The sequence below is a fragment of the Enterobacter cloacae complex sp. P17RS genome (assembly GCF_014895885.1).
Lineage (GTDB): Bacteria > Pseudomonadota > Gammaproteobacteria > Enterobacterales > Enterobacteriaceae > Enterobacter > Enterobacter bugandensis.
The window spans coordinates 1-18,618 of the sequence record NZ_JADBQK010000006.1 but is presented as its reverse complement, the minus strand read 5'-3'; the positions used below and the strand labels follow the sequence as shown (position 1 = coordinate 18,618).

Genomic DNA, 18,618 nt, shown 5'->3' with positions numbered 1-18,618 from the left:
AATCCTGGGAATTATTCATTATGGAAATCAGTTGCTTAAAAAACAAACGTGCGACAGTAATTGTTTGATTCTCTTTACCGGCTTTTTACCAGGTAAATTTATAGGATTGTAGCGTAAAAAAAGAGAATTTCGCAGTCTTGCGGAGCAGGTATTAGTGCGTATGATAGCGTCACTGGAGTTGTGCTTTTAACATATTTGCCTCTAACCCCAGGAATCCGCACATGCGTATCGAAGAAGATCTGAAGTTAGGTTTCAAAGACGTTCTTATCCGCCCTAAACGCTCTACACTGAAAAGTCGCTCAGACGTTGAACTCGAACGTCAATTCACCTTTAAACACTCCGGTCAGACGTGGTCTGGCGTGCCAATCATTGCTGCCAACATGGATACAGTCGGTACCTTTGAGATGGCAACGGCGCTGGCTCAGTTCGATATTCTTACTGCAGTCCACAAGCACTACACTCCTGAAGAGTGGAATGCGTTTGTTGCGTCCGCCTCTGCTGACGTGGTGAAGCACGTGATGGTTTCCACCGGTACTTCCGACGCCGATTTCGAGAAAACCAAACAGATCCTGAATGCCAACCCGGCGCTTAGCTTCGTTTGTATTGATGTGGCGAACGGTTACTCCGAGCACTTCGTGCAGTTCGTCAGCAAGGCGCGCGAAGCCTGGCCGACCAAAACTATCATCGCGGGTAACGTGGTGACCGGTGAAATGTGTGAAGAGCTGATCCTCTCCGGTGCCGACATCGTGAAAGTGGGCATTGGCCCGGGCTCCGTATGCACCACGCGCGTCAAGACCGGAGTTGGTTATCCGCAGCTTTCCGCGGTCATTGAATGTGCCGACGCGGCGCACGGCCTGGGCGGCCAGATCATCAGCGACGGCGGTTGCACCATGCCGGGCGATGTCGCAAAGGCCTTTGGCGGCGGCGCGGACTTCGTCATGCTCGGCGGTATGCTGGCAGGCCACGAAGAGAGCGGCGGCACCGTGGTGGAAGAGAACGGCGAGAAATTCATGCTGTTCTACGGTATGAGCTCTGAATCCGCGATGACCCGCCACGTCGGTGGCGTGGCTAAATACCGTGCGGCAGAAGGCAAAACCGTGAAGCTGCCTCTGCGCGGCCCGGTTGAAAACACCGCGCGCGACATCCTGGGCGGCCTGCGTTCAGCCTGTACCTACGTGGGTGCATCCCGCCTGAAAGAGCTGACGAAACGCACAACGTTTATTCGCGTTCAGGAGCAGGAAAACCGCGTTTTCAATAGCCTGTAATGGCTTTCGCTGGCGCATGCTTGTGCGCCAGCGCTACTGCACTACCCCGCGCTCATCGCATCACCCAGATGGAAAATCGGCAGATACATTGCCACCACCAGCGTGCCGATGATAACCCCCGTAACAACCAGGAGCAGTGGCTCCAGAAGCGCCGCCAGGTTGTCTGCACGTTGAAAGGTCTGTTCCGTGTGATGGCGAGCAAGGTTTGCCAGCATGACGTCCAGCGAACCTGACATCTCGCCGGTTCGTAAAAGCTGAATACAGAGCGGGGTAAACATTGCCGCCTTCTGAAAGGACGACCAGACGGGGAGACCTTTTTCAATGTTCTCGCGTATGCTGCGGAGTATTCCCTGCCAGTACCGGCTTTCAACAGTCTCTTCTGCACTTTCAAGCCCCTGTAAGAATGCAATGCCCGCCTGCTGCGTGAGCGACAGCACGGTGAAGATCTGCCCCAGCTTTTGCCCTCTCGCCAGCGCTCCCATTACGGGAAAACTCAGCAGAATACGCTGCCAGCGAGGATGGTGTCGCAGAGGCCAGGCTGCGGTTACGGGAACAAGCAGCATCGCGAACAGCGCAAGGGCATATGACTGCATAAACGCGGCTATCCCCATAACAATTTGCGTCAGCGCCGGAAGCGGGGTATTAAAGGTTTTGTAGATCGCGGCAAATTCGGGCAAAACCAGGGTGACCATTGCCAGCACGACGAGCACGGCCAGCGTCAGGACGATCGCCGGGTAGCGCAGCGCTTTTTTCACCTTCGCGCTGAGCTGCTGCTGCGCTTTTTGCTGCTCTGCAAGCTCTCGGCAGCACGCTTCAAGCTTCCCCGTTAGCTCTCCGGTTTTCACCATTGAGATATGCAGTGGGCTAAAGACCGCTGGCCACCGTTTGAGCGCCTCAGAAAAAGGACAGCCTTCACTGAGTTCATCGGCAACGTTTTGCAGTAGCCCCCGCCACGGTTCTACTGGATGTTGGTCTGCCAGCATTTGCAGACTATGCGCGAGCGGCAGCCCGGCCTGCAGAAGCGTTGCGAGCTGACGAAACATCTCGTAGCAGTGATGTGGACGCCAGCGGTGCCTTTGAGCGCATCGGGTCAGGGCCAGAGGATGGAGGTCGTTACGCATCAGCCTGGTGAAGGCTGCGTTGCGGTCGGTGGCCCAGAGTACCCCGTTTCGGGGTTCTCCTTCAGCGGAGATTGCTCGCCAGCGCCAGAGTTGATTAGCAGTCATCGGGCATACCCAGAACACGCACTAACTCTTCAAGCGTGGTCATCCCTTGTTCAACGGCCATGCAGCCGTGTTCAAACAGCGAGATGAGTCCAGCCTGTCGGGCGCTGGCTTCAATCACCTCGGTGCCTGCCCCGCTGGCAATAGCCAGGCGCAGGGGATTATCGATCGCAAGTACTTCAAAAATGGCCACGCGCCCGTAAAAACCATGATAACAACGATCGCAGCCTGCAGGCTGCCAGCGAGGAAGTTGCCGCGGCCAAACCGAGCGCGGCAGGTCCGTATGCTCCCCTGTTTTCTGTCGGCAGTGCGGGCAAAGGCGCCGAACCAGCCGCTGGGCAATCACCATCGAAAGAGCTGAAGAGATCATCCAGCGCGCCACGCCCATCTGCTCCAGACGAATGAGGGTTTCCGTCGTCGAGTTGGTGTGCAGCGTCGACAATACCAGATGCCCGGTCTGCGCGGCTTTAATGGCGATTTCTGCCGTTTCACCATCGCGAATTTCCCCTACCATAATGATGTCCGGATCCTGACGGAGCAGCGCTCTCAGTACGCTCTGGAATGTTAAGCCCGCGCGGGGGTTAACCTGCGTCTGATTTAACCCCGCAAGCGGGATCTCGATGGGATCCTCCACGCTGCAGATGTTGACGTCAGGGGTGTTACGCGCCTGCAGCGCGCTGTAGAGCGTTACGGTTTTGCCGCTGCCCGTCGGGCCGGTGACCAGAATTAGCCCCTGAGGCTGGTGGAGTACCTCATTAAAACAGGCCAGCTGTTTAGCGCTCATGCCAAGCGCGTTCGGCTCCAGCGCCTGCTGAACCTGATGTAGCAAACGCAGCACAATTTTCTCACCGCCGTTGCAGGGAAGCGTGGCGATACGAAACGAGACCGGCTCGTTTGTCAGCTCAATCGTAAACTGACCGTCCTGCGGCAAGCGCCGTTCCGCAATATCCAGATTACCCAGCACTTTTAACCGAGCGCTGAGCATCGTCGCCAGCGCGGCGGAAAGGAGAGGCTGCGGATAAAGTACCCCGTCGATACGTAAGCGGATTTGGCACGCGTGCTCCATTGGTTCGATATGGATGTCAGACGCGCGCTGGTTTACTGCCTGCTGCAGCGTGTGGTTGAGGATGTCCACCGCGGAGTGGGGTTGCGAAACGACGGGCAGATGCGATTGCGCGGTTAACTGCCGGTGCTTTTCCATGCGTTCAGCGCTCCAGCATTCGATATCAATCCGCTTCTGGGTCGCGAAGCGCAGGGCCTCCATCAGTTCAGGCGCGGGGGTTCCCACGACGGCGATGCTAATCATGTCGCTGTCGCTGGTGAGCAGCAGGGCATGGTGGCGAAAACAAAGCGCCACGAGTTGATCGGTGTTCATTATCCGCTCCTTAGTTAGTGTCGAAGCGGAAGACGTCTTCGCAGGCCTGCTTAAGCGCGCTGTCAGTACTGATATTGCAGTCACGCGTCCAGCCCGTCATACCGTTGCCGTTGCTCCACTGCGGCGTCATGGTTACCGTCAGCCCGTTCAGGCTCTCCTGGCCTGTTAAGGTCACGATCCCTTTCGCCACGCTCATTTCTGAAACGTAACGCGTCGTGGCAGGAGAGGGAATACCGTTACTGCCGGCATCGCAGCTCTCCACGCCGCCGCGATCGAGCGCGCAAAGCTCAATGGCAGTGCGATAGGGAACGAAAGTTTGCAGCATATCGGTGAGGGCTGCTTTACGCAGGTAGTTCTGATAGGCGGGAACGCCGATGGCGCTCAGAATCGCAATGATGCCAATGACCACCATCAGCTCAATGAGTGTGAATCCTTGTTGTCTGTCCATATCTGCTCCTTATGCAAAGTGGCGCTACTTTGTCAGCGGGACAGGGCAGAAACGAGGGGCAAAAAAGAGAACGAGAAAGGAGCTTCAGAGAATTCATTCCGTGTTGCAGAGAAGGATAATGGATTTGCGAGCGAGGCTGAAATTCCCCTCTCCGGGCAGAGAGGGGAGCGTGCGTTATTTGAAGCGCATTGAGAGATCGAGGGCGCGAACGTGCTTGGTCAGCGCGCCAACGGAGATGTAATCCACGCCGGTTTCGGCAAACTCACGGATCGTCTCGAAAGTGACGTTTCCGGACACTTCAAGCTGGGCCCGGCCGTTGGTCAGTTTCACCGCCTCGCGCATCTGCTCCGTCTCGAAGTTATCGAGCATGATGATATCGGCCCCGGCCTTGATCGCCTGCTCCAGCTCTTCCAGGCTTTCAACTTCCACCTCAACCGGCACATCCGGATGCAGCCAGAAGGCCTTTTCCACCGCCTGACGCACGGAGCCAGAAGCAATAATGTGGTTCTCTTTAATCAGGAAAGCATCGGACAGGCCCAGACGATGGTTTGCGCCGCCGCCGCAGAGCACCGCGTACTTCAGCGCAGTGCGCAGGCCCGGCAGCGTTTTGCGGGTATCCAGCAGTTGGGTACGGGTGCCGGCCAGCAGGTCAACGTAGCGGCGCACTTCACTGGCGACGCCAGAGAGCGTTTGGACAAAATTGAGCGCGGTACGCTCGCCGGTCAGTAATACGCGGGAAGGACCGTCCAGCTCGAACAGCGGCTGATTGGCGGTCACCGCATCACCATCATCAACGTGCCATGTCACCTGTACATCGTCACCCGCCAGCTGAGTAAAGATCTCTTCAACCCAACGCTTGCCGCAGAAAACGCCCTCCTCACGGGTGATAATGACCGCGTGCGAGCGTGTCTCTTTTGGCAACAATTGTGCGGTAATATCTTTATCGGCGTTAACGTCACCCCCCAGGTCTTCTTTCAACGCATGGGCGACGCTTGCCGGAATATCCATATTAATACGTTCCAGAAGCGCTTCACGTCGGTGGTCGGGGTTGTAGCGGCGAGGCGGCATGATAAAACTCCAAATTGGTAACGAATCATAATATTGAAACATGCTACTCTGAACCGAGTCATTGCACCATACAGAAGGAGTTCCAGCATGTTGTTAGAAAACGGATGGCTGGTGGATGTGCGGCATGTGCCCTCGCCGCACCACGACTGCCGCCCGGAGGATGAAAAGCCCACACTGCTGGTGGTTCATAATATTAGCCTCCCGCCGGGTGAGTTTGGCGGCCCGTGGATCGATGCGTTATTCACGGGAACGATAGATCCCAATGCTCATCCCTTCTTCGCTGAGATTGCGCATCTGCGCGTGTCGGCTCACTGCCTGATTCGCCGTGATGGTGAGGTGGTTCAGTATGTTCCTTTTGATAAGCGCGCCTGGCATGCCGGGGTATCGATGTATGACGGGCGCGACCGGTGCAACGATTTCTCGATTGGGATTGAGCTGGAAGGCACGGATACTACCCCCTACACCGATGCCCAGTATCAGCAGCTGGTTGCTATTACCCACACGCTTATCGGACTCTACCCGGCAATCGCCGACAATATTACCGGGCACAGCGATATCGCTCCGGCGAGAAAAACCGATCCCGGCCCGGCATTTGACTGGCCGCGGTTTCGCGCCATGCTTGCCGCGTCGTCAGAATAAGGAGATACCATGACGTTGTTTACCATGCTGCTGGTTATCATCGCTGAACGCCTGTTCAAGCTCGGCGAGCACTGGCAACTGGATCACCGGCTGGAGGTGTTATTCCGCCGCATCAAGCACTTTTCCATGCTGCGCACGCTGCTGATGATGGCGGGCGTCATGCTGATTACCTTCCTGCTGCTGCGCTCGCTGTACGGACTCTTTTTCAACGTGCCGCTGCTGGTGGTGTGGATCCTGCTCGGCGTGCTGTGCATTGGTGCGGGCAAGGTGCGTTTGCACTATCACGCCTACCTGAAAGCCGCCTCCCGTGACGATGCCCACGCGCGCGGCGCGATGGCGAGCGAGCTGACGATGATCCACGGCGTGCCGCCGGACTGCGACGAGCGCGAGTTCCTGCGCGAGCTGCAAAACGCGCTGCTGTGGATTAACTTCCGCTACTACCTTGCTCCGCTGTTCTGGTTTGTGGTGGGCGGCCCCTGGGGGCCGGTACTGCTGATGGGCTATTCGTTCCTGCGCGCCTGGCAGACCTGGCTTGCCCGTTATCTGACGCCGCATGAGCGTTTGCTGTCCGGCATTGATGCCATCCTGCACGTGCTCGACTGGCTTCCGGTGCGTCTGGTGGGCGTGGTGTACGCCTTAATTGGCCACGGTGAAAAAGCGCTGCCCGCATGGTTCGCTTCTCTTGGGGACCGCCATACGTCCCAGTACCAGGTGTTGACGCGCCTGGCGCAGTTCTCGCTGGCGCGCGAACCGCATACCGACAAGATCGAAACGCCAAAAGCCGCCGTCTCCATGGCGAAGAAAACCTCGTTTGTGGTGGTGGTGATTGTGGCGCTGCTGACGATTTACGGCACGCTGGTGTAACCCAGCGCGCCGCAGACGCTATAACGTATCCGCAGGCGGGATGCCGAAATCAGGCATCCCGTTTTCGTCCCAGCGGACAAGCTTCAGGCGAGTATGACGGTTCGGATCGTAAAGCGGATCGCCTTCAATTTCGGTGTAATTTCTTGCGTGGTATACCAATACATCTTCCCCTTCCGGCGTTTGCGTAAAGCTGTTGTGGCCTGGCCCGTACTGGCGGTTCTCGTAGCTGGTGACGAAAACCGGGCGAGGGGATTTGTGCCAGTTTGCCGGGTTTTGCGGATCGGCGTTCAGGTCTATCCACAGTAATCCCATGCAGTAGTTCTCATCGGTGGCGCTGGCGGAGTAGCTGATAAACAGCTTATCGCCGTGAACCAGCACCGCCGGACCTTCGTTGACCCAGAAACCACGGCATTCCCAGTCGTATTCTGGCTTGCTGAGCATCACCGGCTCGCCTTTCAGCGTCCACGGGTTCTCCATTTCACACAGATAGAGGTTAGAGTTGCCGGAAATATCCGGGGCTTTTTGCGCCCACAGGTACCAGCGTTTGCCCTGATGAACAAAGGTGGTGGCGTCCAGGGCGAAGGTGTCGAACGGGGTGTTGATTTGCCCTTTCTCGATCCAGGTACCGCTGAGCGGATCGCGGTCCGCACACTCAATCGCAAACATGCGGTGCTGGAACATCCCGAGCGCGTCGAGCGCCTGGGTGTGCGTCGCGGCAAAATAGATGTACCACTTTCCGTCAATGTGGTGCAGTTCTGGCGCCCAGATTAGCTGGCTCATCGGGCCGGTCTCGGGTTTGCGCCAGACCACCACCTCTTCAGCGTCGCGTAGTCCTTCCAGCGAGTCCGCGCGGCGGATCGCCAGCCTGTCGTACTGCGGCACGGAGGCAATAAAATAGTACTGTCCCTCATGGCGTAAAATGTACGGGTCGGCGCGTTGTTCGATAAACGGGTTTGGCCAGTTATGCATGCGGCTTTCCTTATTTAGTCTCAGCGGCTTTGAGTTCCTGATAGTCGTTCAGTTCGCGGTAGTTGGTACGGCGCTTTTCCAGATCGGCCTGGATCTGCTTCATGGTTTCGCGGTCCACCTTCAGCAGACGTACCACCCCAGCGGTAATTAAGTATCCAATGCCCGGAATGACGGTAAAGAGCAGCACGATCCCGTTGATGGCGTCCGCGCTTTGCGCTTTTGCGCCCGCGTCATAACCGTACCAGGAGAGCAGGAAGCCGACCATTGCACCGGCAATCGCCAGGCCCAGCTTCAGGAAGAAGATGTTACCCGAGAAACTGATCCCGGTGATGCGTTTCCCGGTTTTCCACTCGCCGTAGTCGTCCACATCGGCCATCAGCGACCAGTGCAGCGGAGACGGGATCTGGTGCAGGATGTTCAGCAGGAAGTAGAGCACCACGATGGTAACGGTGGCTTTCGGGTCGAAGAAATAAAAGGCGCAGGAGAAAATCGCCAGCACGATATTGGTCCAGAAGAAGACCTTCAGCTTACACCAGCGGTCGGTCAGCACTTTTGCCAGCACGCTGCCAAGCATCATGCCGACAACGCCCAGGCTGATAAACAGCGTGGCGAAGTGGGTGCTCTGGCCCATCACCCAGGTGACGTAATACATGGTCGCCGCCATGCGGATAAAGCCCGGGCAGACGTTGCACAGCGTCAGCAGCAAAATGCGCACCCACTGGTCGTTTTTCCACACGTCTTTCAGGTCGTTTTTCAGTTCGTCGTTGGTTTGCACTGCCGGACGCACGCGCTCGCGCACGGTGGCGAAGCAGAACAGGAACATACAGGTACCAATCAGTGCCAGGACGGTCATCGCCATCTGGTAGCCTTTGGCTTTGTTATCCCCGCCAAACCAGTCGGCCATCGGCAGCAGCGTTAAGGAGAGCAGCAGCGTGGCGATGCCGACCAGCACGAAGCGATACGACTGGCAGGCCACGCGCTCTTTTGGATCGTTGGTGATCACTCCACCTAACGAGCAGTAAGGGATGTTGATGGCCGTATAGGTTAACGAGAGCAGGAAGTAGGTGACAAACGCATAGATAACTTTGCTGTTATAGCTCCACTCCGGGGTGGTGAACATCAGAATGCTGAACAGCGCGTAGGGGAACGCAATCCACAGCAGCCATGGACGAAACCGGCCATATTTACTGCGGGTACGGTCGGCAATCGCCCCCATGATCGGGTCCGTTACGGCGTCAATCACGCGGACGGACAGCAGCAGCACGCCGACCAGCGCAGGCGCCAGGCCAAAAATATCCGTATAGAAATAGTTAACAAACAGCATGATGGCGCCGAAGATGATGTTGCATCCCGCGTCGCCCATCCCATAGCCGATCTTTTCTTTTACTGACAGTTTGTTGTTATCCATCGACAGCTCTCCGGTTTACGGTATGGGGAGAATTATTCGCTGGCAAAGGAATATATGCGTTGCAGTATCAGGGCGGTGATATGGATAAATGTGCTGTTGGCGTGAAAGTGTGAAGGAGGTAACAACGCGCGGCACCCGCAAAAACAGGTGCCGCGGCGAGAGGTTTAGTGCGCCTTCATGGCATTACGGCTTTTCTGGCTGAAGAGATAGCCAACGCCAAGGATCGCAATCCAGACCGGGATCAGGTAGACGGAAATCGCCATGCCCGGCGTGATCAGCATGATCACCAGCACGGCCGCCATAAACAGCAGGCAAATCCAGTTACCCAGCGGATAGAGCAGGGCAGGGAAGCGCGTGGTGACGCCCTGCTGCTGTTTCGCGCGGCGGAACTTCATGTGCGCCAGGCTGATCATCGCCCAGTTGATAACCAGAGCGGAGACTACCAGCGCCATCAGCAGGCCAAACGCCGATTCCGGTGCCATGTAGTTAATCAGCACGCACAGCGCGGTCACGATGGCTGAAACAATGATGGTATTCACCGGCACGCCGCGTTTATCCACGTTGAGCAGCATCTTCGGCGCGTTGCCCTGCTGGGCCAGGCCGAACAGCATACGGCTGTTGCAGTATACGCAGCTGTTGTAAACGGAGAGCGCTGCGGTCAGCACCACGATGTTCAGGGCGTTGGCGACAAAGGTATCGCCCAGCTCGTGGAAGATGAGAACAAACGGGCTGGTGTCAGCGGTCACGCGCGTCCACGGCAACAGGGAGAGCAGCACGGCCAGTGAGCCCACATAGAAGATCAGAATACGGTAGATAACCTGATTTGTGGCTTTCGGAATGCTTTGCTCCGGGTTATCGGCTTCGGCGGCGGTAATACCCACCAGCTCCAGGCCGCCGAAGGAGAACATGATGATCGCCATCATCATCACCAGACCGGTCATGCCGTGAGGCAGGAAGCCGCCCTGTTCCCAGAGGTTACGCACGGTAGCCTGCGGGCCGCCGTTGCCGCTGAACAGCAGCCAGCCACCGAAGATGATCATCGCCACAACGGCAATGACTTTGATAATGGCAAACCAGAACTCCATCTCGCCGAATACTTTTACGTTGGTCAGGTTAATGGCGTTGATAATCACGAAGAAGGCTGCAGCAGACGCCCAGGTGGGGATCTCCGGATACCAGAACTGAATGTACTTCCCGACGGCGGTCAGCTCGGCCATAGCAACCAGAACGTACAGCACCCAGTAGTTCCAGCCGGAGGCGAAGCCCGCAAAGCTGCCCCAGTATTTATAGGCAAAGTGGCTGAACGAGCCTGCGACCGGCTCTTCAACGACCATTTCGCCAAGCTGGCGCATGATCAGAAAAGCAATGAAACCCGCAATCGCATAACCCAAAATAATACCCGGACCGGCTGACTGGATAACGGATGCGCTGCCCAGAAACAGGCCGGTACCAATCGCACCGCCCAGTGCGATGAGCTGTATATGGCGGTTTTTAAGTCCGCGCTTTAGCTGATCGCCGTGCTGTTGAGCTTCCATTTGAAACCTCGTGTGTGGTTGTTATGTTCACGCTGTGCGTGTGTAATTATGAAAGTCCATATTCTGTATTTATTTCTTTACGGTTAAACAAACCGAAAAAAGCGGAGATGACTTCCGTAAGCGCCAGAATAGTGGTAAGCGCCTGCGAATGCACCTGCTTTATGAAGGGATGCTGACGACTTGAATAAAAAGAAAGCATTTGTAAATCGGCCCGCTTATTCTTCCTAATCCAACCTATAGAATAGAAATGCTTCTTAAGTGGGCGAATTTTCATTATTTGCCATGTTGAATCGCTTCAGATTGCAAAAACCCTCGTTTCATTATGGTTAAAACTCCCTCTTTGGGAGTAATCAACTCATTTGTGCAAAGTTACATTTCTGAAACGTTATTTCTGTAAGGTTGTTAAAATGTGCAGGGTTTACTGATTTCAATCAAAACCAATATGGACAGAAGGTGAATACTTTGTTACTTTAGCGATACGAACTAGAAATTGGTAAGACCAATTGACTCCGGGCAAAAAGGCGTAAGACAGGGAATATGGCCTACAGCAAAATTCGCCAACCAAAACTATCTGATGTGATTGAGCAGCAGCTGGAGTTTTTAATCCTCGAAGGGACTCTGCGCCCGGGTGAGAAACTTCCGCCAGAACGCGAGCTGGCAAAACAGTTCGACGTTTCACGTCCCTCTCTGCGTGAGGCGATTCAACGCCTCGAAGCAAAGGGCTTGCTGCTTCGTCGCCAGGGCGGCGGAACCTTTGTGCAAAACAGCCTGTGGCAGAGCTTCAGCGATCCGCTGGTAGAACTTCTCTCTGACCACCCAGAATCCCAGTTTGACCTGCTTGAGACCCGTCACGCGCTTGAAGGTATTGCGGCCTATTACGCCGCCCTTCGCAGCACTGATGAAGATCGCGTGCGTATCCGCGAACTGCATCAGGCCATTGAACGGGCACAGCAGTCCGGCGATTTAGACGCCGAGTCCAGCGCCGTTGTCCAGTATCAAATCGCCGTCACCGAAGCGGCACACAACGTGGTGCTCCTCCATCTGCTACGCTGCATGGAGCCGATGCTGGCCCAGAACGTTCGTCAGAATTTTGAATTGTTGTATGCCCGTCGGGAGATGCTCCCGCTGGTAAGCAACCATCGCACCCGAGTATTCGAGGCGATAATGGCCGGGGAGCCGGAGCAGGCGCGCGAAGCGTCGCACCGTCACCTGGCTTTCATTGAGGAAATCTTGCTGGACCGCAGCCGTGAACAATCGCGTCGCGAACGTTCATTACGCCGCATACAGCAACGAAAGGATTAAGCGCCAGGTACTTTTAGAGCGCGGCAACTAAACGCAGAACCTGTCTTATTGTGTTCTTGCCCAAGAGCACAATGGGACAGGTTCCAGACAAATCAACGTATTAGATAGATAAGGAATACCCCCATGTCAGAACGTCTCCAAAATGACGTGGATCCGATCGAAACTCGCGACTGGCTACAGGCGATCGAATCGGTCATCCGTGAAGAAGGTGTTGAGCGCGCTCAGTATCTGATTGATCAGCTGCTTTCTGAAGCCCGCAAAGGCGGCGTGAAGGTTGCTTCAGGTGCAGGGGCTAGCAACTACGTAAACACGATTGCCGTTGAAGACGAACCGGAATACCCGGGCAATCTGGATCTGGAACGTCGTATCCGTTCTGCAATCCGCTGGAACGCCATCATGACCGTTCTGCGCGCGTCCAAGAAAGACCTGGAACTGGGTGGCCACATGGCGTCCTTCCAGTCTTCTGCGACCGTTTACGAAGTGTGCTTCAACCACTTCTTCCGTGCAGCGAACGAGAAAGACGGCGGCGATCTGGTGTACTTCCAGGGCCACATCTCTCCGGGCATCTATGCACGTGCATTCCTGGAAGGTCGTCTGACTGAAGAGCAGATGAACAACTTCCGTCAGGAAGTTCACGGTAAAGGTCTGTCTTCTTATCCGCACCCTAAACTGATGCCTGAATTCTGGCAGTTCCCGACCGTATCTATGGGTCTGGGCCCAATCGGTGCGATCTACCAGGCTAAATTCCTGAAGTATCTGGAACACCGTGGTCTGAAAGACACCTCTGAGCAGACCGTTTACGCCTTCCTGGGCGACGGCGAAATGGATGAGCCAGAATCTAAAGGTGCGATCACCATCGCAACCCGTGAGAAGCTGGACAACCTGTGCTTCATCATCAACTGTAACCTGCAGCGTCTGGATGGTCCGGTAACCGGTAACGGCAAGATCATCAACGAACTGGAAGGCATCTTCGCAGGTGCTGGCTGGAACGTGATCAAAGTCATGTGGGGTTCCCGTTGGGACGAACTGCTGCGTAAAGACACCAGCGGTAAACTGATCCAGCTGATGAACGAAACCGTTGACGGCGACTACCAGACCTTCAAATCCAAAGACGGTGCCTACGTGCGTGAGCACTTCTTCGGTAAATATCCAGAAACCGCAGCGCTGGTTGCCGACTGGACTGACGAGCAGATCTGGGCCCTGAACCGCGGTGGTCACGATCCGAAGAAAATTTACGCTGCACTGAAAAAAGCGCGTGAAACCAAAGGTAAAGCGACTGTAATCCTGGCCCACACCATCAAAGGTTACGGCATGGGTGATACCGCAGAAGGTAAAAACATCGCTCACCAGGTTAAGAAAATGAACATGGACGGCGTGCGCTATATCCGCGACCGTTTCAACGTTCCAGTGACCGATGAGCAGGTAGAAAACCTGTCTTACATCACCTTCCCGGAAGGCTCTGAAGAGCACAAGTACCTGCACGAACGTCGTCAGGCGCTGAAAGGCTACCTGCCAGCTCGTCAGCCTAACTTCACCGAGAAGCTGGAACTGCCAGCGCTGGAAGACTTCTCTCAGCTGCTGGAAGAGCAGAACAAAGAGATCTCTACCACTATCGCTTTCGTTCGTGCCCTGAACGTGATGCTGAAGAACAAGTCGATCAAAGATCGTCTGGTGCCAATCATCGCCGACGAAGCGCGTACTTTCGGTATGGAAGGTCTGTTCCGTCAGATCGGTATTTACAGCCCGAACGGCCAGCAGTACACCCCGCAGGACCGTGAGCAGGTTGCATACTACAAAGAAGACGAGAAAGGTCAGATTCTGCAGGAAGGTATCAACGAGCTGGGCGCAGGCGCATCCTGGCTGGCTGCTGCGACTTCATACAGCACCAACAACCTGCCGATGATTCCGTTCTACATCTACTACTCCATGTTCGGGTTCCAGCGTATCGGTGACCTGTGCTGGCAGGCAGGCGACCAGCAGGCTCGCGGCTTCCTGATCGGTGGTACTTCAGGTCGTACGACCCTGAACGGTGAAGGTCTGCAGCACGAAGATGGCCACAGCCACATTCAGTCTCTGACTATTCCTAACTGTATCTCTTACGACCCGTCTTACGCGTACGAAGTTGCTGTCATCATGCATGACGGTCTGCAGCGCATGTACGGTGAAGCGCAAGAGAACATTTACTACTACATCACCACCCTGAACGAAAACTACCACATGCCGGCAATGCCAGCAGGTGCCGAGGAAGGTATCCGTAAAGGTATCTACAAACTCGAAACCATTGAAGGTAGCAAAGGTAAAGTTCAGCTGCTGGGCTCCGGTTCTATCCTGCGTCACGTTCGTGAAGCAGCGCAGATCCTGGCGAAAGACTACGGCGTGGGTTCCGACGTGTACTCTGTGACTTCCTTCACCGAACTGGCGCGTGATGGCCAGGATTGTGAGCGCTGGAACATGCTGCACCCACTGGAAACCCCACGCGTTCCGTACATCGCTCAGGTGATGAACGACGCGCCAGCGGTGGCGTCCACTGACTATATGAAACTGTTCGCTGAGCAGGTTCGTACTTACGTTCCAGCTGATGATTATCGCGTTCTGGGTACTGATGGCTTCGGTCGTTCTGACAGCCGCGAAAACCTGCGTCACCACTTCGAAGTTGATGCTTCTTACGTGGTTGTAGCAGCACTGGGCGAACTGGCTAAACGTGGCGAAATCGATAAGAAAGTGGTTGCGGACGCAATTACCAAATTCAACATCGATGCAGAAAAAGTTAACCCGCGTCTGGCGTAAGAGGTAAAAGAATAATGGCTATCGAAATCAAAGTGCCGGACATCGGGGCTGATGAAGTTGAAATCACCGAGATCCTGGTCAAAGTGGGCGACAAAGTTGAAGCTGAACAGTCGCTGATCACCGTAGAAGGCGATAAAGCCTCTATGGAAGTCCCGTCTCCTCAGGCTGGCATCGTTAAGGAGATCAAAGTCTCCGTTGGCGATAAAACCGAGACTGGCAAACTGATCATGATTTTCGATTCCGCCGACGGTGCAGCAGCAGCTGCACCTGCGCAGGAAGAGAAGAAAGAAGCCGCTCCGGCCGCCGCTGCTCCAGCAGCTGCCGCGGCAGCGAAAGAAGTGAACGTGCCTGACATCGGCGGTGACGAAGTTGAAGTCACTGAAATCCTGGTGAAAGTGGGCGATACCGTTGCGGCCGAGCAGTCACTGATCACCGTAGAAGGCGACAAAGCCTCTATGGAAGTACCAGCGCCATTCGCCGGTACAGTAAAAGAGATCAAGATCAACACCGGCGACAAAGTGTCTACCGGGTCGCTTATCATGATCTTCGAAGTGGCGGGTGCTGCACCTGCTGCCGCGCCTGCACAGGCCGCTGCTCCGGCTCCGGCCGCTGCACCAGCCGCTGCTGGCGGTGCGAAAGACGTTAACGTACCGGACATCGGCGGTGACGAAGTTGAAGTCACCGAAGTGATGGTAAAAGTGGGCGACAAAGTTGCCGCTGAACAGTCACTGATCACCGTTGAAGGCGACAAGGCTTCCATGGAAGTGCCTGCGCCGTTCGCCGGTACCGTTAAAGAGATCAAAATCAGCACTGGCGACAAAGTGTCTACCGGCTCCCTGATCATGGTCTTCGAAGTGGAAGGCGCTGCGCCTGCCGCAGCTCCGGCTGCCGCGGCTGCTCCAGCACCGGCTGCTGCACCGGCTCAGGCTGCTAAACCTGCCGCTGCCCCTGCTGCAAAAGCAGAAAAATCAGAGTTCGCTGAAAACGACGCTTACGTCCACGCGACTCCGCTGATTCGTCGCCTGGCGCGCGAGTTCGGTGTGAACCTGGCGAAAGTGAAAGGTACCGGCCGTAAGGGTCGTATCCTGCGCGAAGACGTTCAGGCCTACGTGAAAGACGCGGTGAAACGCGCCGAAGCTGCACCTGCGGCAGCCGCTGGCGGCGGTATCCCGGGCATGCTGCCATGGCCGAAAGTGGACTTCAGCAAGTTCGGCGAGATCGAAGAAGTTGAACTGGGCCGTATCCAGAAAATCTCGGGTGCTAACCTGAGCCGTAACTGGGTGATGATCCCGCACGTTACGCACTTCGATAAGACCGATATCACCGATCTGGAAGCGTTCCGTAAACAGCAGAACGCCGAAGCCGAGAAGCGTAAGCTGGACGTGAAATTCACCCCAGTGGTCTTCATCATGAAGGCGGTTGCTGCGGCTCTGGAACAGATGCCACGCTTCAACAGCTCCCTGTCCGAAGACGGCCAGAAGCTGACGCTGAAGAAATACATCAACATCGGTGTTGCGGTTGATACGCCAAATGGTCTGGTTGTTCCGGTCTTCAAAGACGTGAACAAGAAGAGCATTACCGAGCTGTCCCGTGAACTGACCACCATCTCCAAGAAAGCGCGTGATGGTAAGCTGACTGCCGGCGAAATGCAGGGCGGCTGCTTCACGATCTCCAGCATCGGCGGCCTGGGTACCACCCACTTCGCGCCGATTGTGAACGCGCCGGAAGTGGCTATCCTCGGTGTGTCCAAGTCCGCGATGGAGCCGGTGTGGAATGGCAAAGAGTTCGTGCCGCGTCTGATGATGCCAATCTCTCTGTCCTTCGACCACCGCGTGATCGACGGGGCTGATGGTGCGCGTTTCATCACCATCATCAACAACATGCTGAGCGACATTCGCCGCCTGGTGATGTAATCGAAAAGCCGGCCAGTCGGCCGGCTTTTTTCTGATAATCTCATGGTGTTTATGAGGTTATTGGTGAAAGCGACAATTCGTGAGCCGTTTGTTGTTTCAAAATTGTTAACAATTTTGTAAACTGCGGGCGGATAGAACGACCCGGTGGACGACGGGTATAAACTAAGAGGTCATGATGAGCACAGAAATCAAAACTCAGGTCGTAGTACTTGGGGCAGGCCCGGCAGGTTACTCCGCAGCATTTCGTGCAGCGGATTTAGGTCTGGAAACCGTCATCGTAGAGCGTTACAGCACCCTCGGCGGTGTTTGTCTGAACGTCGGCTGTATCCCTTCTAAAGCGCTGCTGCACGTAGCGAAAGTTATCGAAGAAGCCAAAGCGCTGGCTGAACACGGTATCGTCTTCGGCGAGCCAAAAACCGATATCGACAAAATCCGTACCTGGAAAGAGAAAGTTATCACTCAGCTGACCGGCGGTCTGGCGGGTATGGCGAAAGGCCGTAAGGTCAAAGTGGTTAACGGTCTGGGTAAATTCACCGGTGCGAACACCCTGGAAGTGGAAGGCGAAAACGGCAAAACCGTTATCAACTTCGACAACGCGATCATCGCGGCAGGCTCTCGCCCAATCGAACTGCCATTCATTCCACATGAAGATCCACGCGTGTGGGATTCCACTGATGCCCTGGAGCTGAAAACCGTTCCTAAGCGTCTGCTGGTTATGGGCGGTGGTATCATCGGTCTGGAAATGGGTACCGTGTACCATGCGCTGGGTTCAGACATTGACGTGGTTGAAATGTTCGACCAGGTTATCCCGGCTGCTGACAAAGACATCGTTAAAGTCTTCACCAAGCGCATCAGCAAGAAGTTTAACCTGATGCTGGAAACCAAAGTGACTGCCGTTGAAGCGAAAGAAGACGGTATTTACGTTTCCATGGAAGGCAAAAAAGCCCCATCCGAACCACAGCGTTACGACGCCGTGCTGGTGGCTATCGGTCGTGTACCGAACGGTAAAAATCTCGACGCGGGCAAAGCTGGCGTGGAAGTGGACGACCGTGGCTTCATCCGCGTTGACAAACAGCTGCGCACCAACGTGCCGCACATCTTTGCTATCGGCGACATCGTCGGTCAGCCAATGCTGGCGCACAAAGGCGTTCACGAAGGTCACGTTGCCGCTGAAGTTATCGCCGGCATGAAGCACTACTTCGATCCGAAAGTGATCCCATCTATCGCGTACACCGAGCCAGAAGTTGCATGGGTCGGTCTGACCGAGAAAGAAGCGAAAGAGAAAGGCATCAGCTACGAAACCGCCACCTTCCCGTGGGCTGCTTCTGGCCGTGCTATCGCTTCCGACTGCGCAGACGGTATGACCAAACTGATCTTCGACAAAGAGACTCACCGCGTAATCGGTGGTGCGATTGTCGGTACCAACGGCGGTGAGCTGCTGGGTGAAATCGGTCTGGCTATCGAAATGGGCTGTGACGCGGAAGACATCGCGCTGACCATCCACGCGCACCCGACTCTGCACGAGTCCGTGGGCCTGGCGGCTGAAGTGTTTGAAGGTAGCATTACCGACCTGCCAAACGCGAAAGCGAAGAAGAAATAAGTTTTGTTGTGATTGCTAAGCGCCTCCTTCGGAGGCGTTTTTTTTAATTTTATTCTTAGTTATTAATATATAATTAAATATTCAGCGCTTCATTTAACGGTTATTTGTTAGGTAAATGTTTTAGAGTTCAATATTTATTATTATTATATAAAATTCATATCAATATCTTTTTGAAAAATATTCTAAAAATTGATTTAGCGGTTTGACATAATATTTAAAGGG

At 55.2% G+C, this 18,618-nt stretch carries 15 protein-coding genes; 7 read left to right on the top strand and 8 right to left on the bottom strand.

From position 1 onward, the window contains the following. The first annotated feature begins 221 nt into the window (after window positions 1–221). Window positions 222–1,265: a GMP reductase gene (locus tag IM265_RS05670; protein WP_028015519.1), complete on the top strand. Its 1,044-nt coding sequence runs from the start codon at window positions 222–224 to the stop codon at window positions 1,263–1,265. 41 nt (window positions 1,266–1,306) lie between these two features. Here the strand turns inward: IM265_RS05670 and hofC are convergent, their stop codons facing one another. The 4 genes from hofC to nadC all read right to left on the bottom strand — a co-directional run bounded on the left by hofC (window position 1,307) and on the right by nadC (window position 5,379). Next, a complete protein-coding gene (gene hofC / locus IM265_RS05665; protein WP_193030246.1) occupies window positions 1,307–2,491 on the bottom strand; it encodes a protein transport protein HofC in 1,185 nt (394 codons plus the stop codon). After that, complete coding sequence (gene gspE / locus IM265_RS05660; RefSeq protein WP_193030248.1) at window positions 2,481–3,863, bottom strand: type II secretion system protein GspE; 1,383 nt, start codon at window positions 3,861–3,863, stop codon at window positions 2,481–2,483. Before gspE ends, hofC begins: the two co-directional genes overlap by 11 nt. A 10-nt stretch (window positions 3,864–3,873) precedes the next feature. Next, a complete protein-coding gene (gene ppdD, locus IM265_RS05655) occupies window positions 3,874–4,311 on the bottom strand; it encodes a prepilin peptidase-dependent pilin (RefSeq protein ID WP_193030250.1) in 438 nt (145 codons plus the stop codon). A gap of 174 nt (window positions 4,312–4,485) precedes the next feature. Then, complete coding sequence (gene nadC, locus IM265_RS05650) at window positions 4,486–5,379, bottom strand: carboxylating nicotinate-nucleotide diphosphorylase (RefSeq protein WP_193030252.1); 894 nt, start codon at window positions 5,377–5,379, stop codon at window positions 4,486–4,488. A gap of 87 nt (window positions 5,380–5,466) precedes the next feature. On the opposite strand from nadC, the gene ampD reads away from it, so the two are divergent. Together ampD and ampE are read left to right on the top strand one after the other, a co-directional pair. Beyond that, the gene (gene ampD, locus IM265_RS05645) at window positions 5,467–6,018 is read left to right on the top strand and encodes a 1,6-anhydro-N-acetylmuramyl-L-alanine amidase AmpD (RefSeq protein WP_193030254.1); all 552 of its coding nucleotides are present in this window, start codon (window positions 5,467–5,469) and stop codon (window positions 6,016–6,018) included. A 9-nt stretch (window positions 6,019–6,027) separates the two neighbouring features. After that, a complete protein-coding gene (gene ampE / locus IM265_RS05640) occupies window positions 6,028–6,882 on the top strand; it encodes a beta-lactamase regulator AmpE (RefSeq protein WP_041911235.1) in 855 nt (284 codons plus the stop codon). Window positions 6,883–6,900: 18 nt separating this feature from the next. On the opposite strand, the gene IM265_RS05635 is transcribed toward ampE, so the two are convergent. The 4 genes from IM265_RS05635 to IM265_RS05620 form a co-directional block, all read right to left on the bottom strand. Then, window positions 6,901–7,851: a family 43 glycosylhydrolase gene (locus IM265_RS05635; RefSeq protein ID WP_028015526.1), complete on the bottom strand. Its 951-nt coding sequence runs from the start codon at window positions 7,849–7,851 to the stop codon at window positions 6,901–6,903. Window positions 7,852–7,861: 10 nt separating this feature from the next. Next, the gene (locus tag IM265_RS05630; protein WP_136431061.1) at window positions 7,862–9,259 is read right to left on the bottom strand and encodes a glycoside-pentoside-hexuronide (GPH):cation symporter; all 1,398 of its coding nucleotides are present in this window, start codon (window positions 9,257–9,259) and stop codon (window positions 7,862–7,864) included. 164 nt (window positions 9,260–9,423) lie between these two features. Then, window positions 9,424–10,794 (bottom strand): aromatic amino acid transporter AroP, encoded by a 1,371-nt coding sequence (gene aroP, locus IM265_RS05625; RefSeq protein ID WP_028015528.1) that lies wholly within the window; start codon window positions 10,792–10,794, stop codon window positions 9,424–9,426. Window positions 10,795–10,840: 46 nt separating this feature from the next. Continuing rightward, the gene (locus tag IM265_RS05620; protein ID WP_193030304.1) at window positions 10,841–11,068 is read right to left on the bottom strand and encodes a hypothetical protein; all 228 of its coding nucleotides are present in this window, start codon (window positions 11,066–11,068) and stop codon (window positions 10,841–10,843) included. 263 nt (window positions 11,069–11,331) lie between these two features. Here IM265_RS05620 and pdhR point away from each other — a divergent pair, with 263 nt between their 5' ends. From pdhR to lpdA, 4 genes are all read left to right on the top strand, one after another. Next, a complete protein-coding gene (gene pdhR / locus IM265_RS05615) occupies window positions 11,332–12,096 on the top strand; it encodes a pyruvate dehydrogenase complex transcriptional repressor PdhR (RefSeq protein ID WP_006173806.1) in 765 nt (254 codons plus the stop codon). Window positions 12,097–12,219: 123 nt separating this feature from the next. Then, window positions 12,220–14,883 (top strand): pyruvate dehydrogenase (acetyl-transferring), homodimeric type, encoded by a 2,664-nt coding sequence (gene aceE, locus IM265_RS05610; RefSeq protein WP_008501959.1) that lies wholly within the window; start codon window positions 12,220–12,222, stop codon window positions 14,881–14,883. Between the two features lie 14 nt (window positions 14,884–14,897). Then, window positions 14,898–16,796, top strand: a complete 1,899-nt coding sequence (aceF, locus tag IM265_RS05605) for a pyruvate dehydrogenase complex dihydrolipoyllysine-residue acetyltransferase (RefSeq protein WP_136486631.1) — start codon at window positions 14,898–14,900, stop codon at window positions 16,794–16,796. Window positions 16,797–16,971: 175 nt separating this feature from the next. Beyond that, window positions 16,972–18,396: a dihydrolipoyl dehydrogenase gene (gene lpdA / locus IM265_RS05600; RefSeq protein WP_023332094.1), complete on the top strand. Its 1,425-nt coding sequence runs from the start codon at window positions 16,972–16,974 to the stop codon at window positions 18,394–18,396. Window positions 18,397–18,618 lie beyond the last annotated feature (222 nt).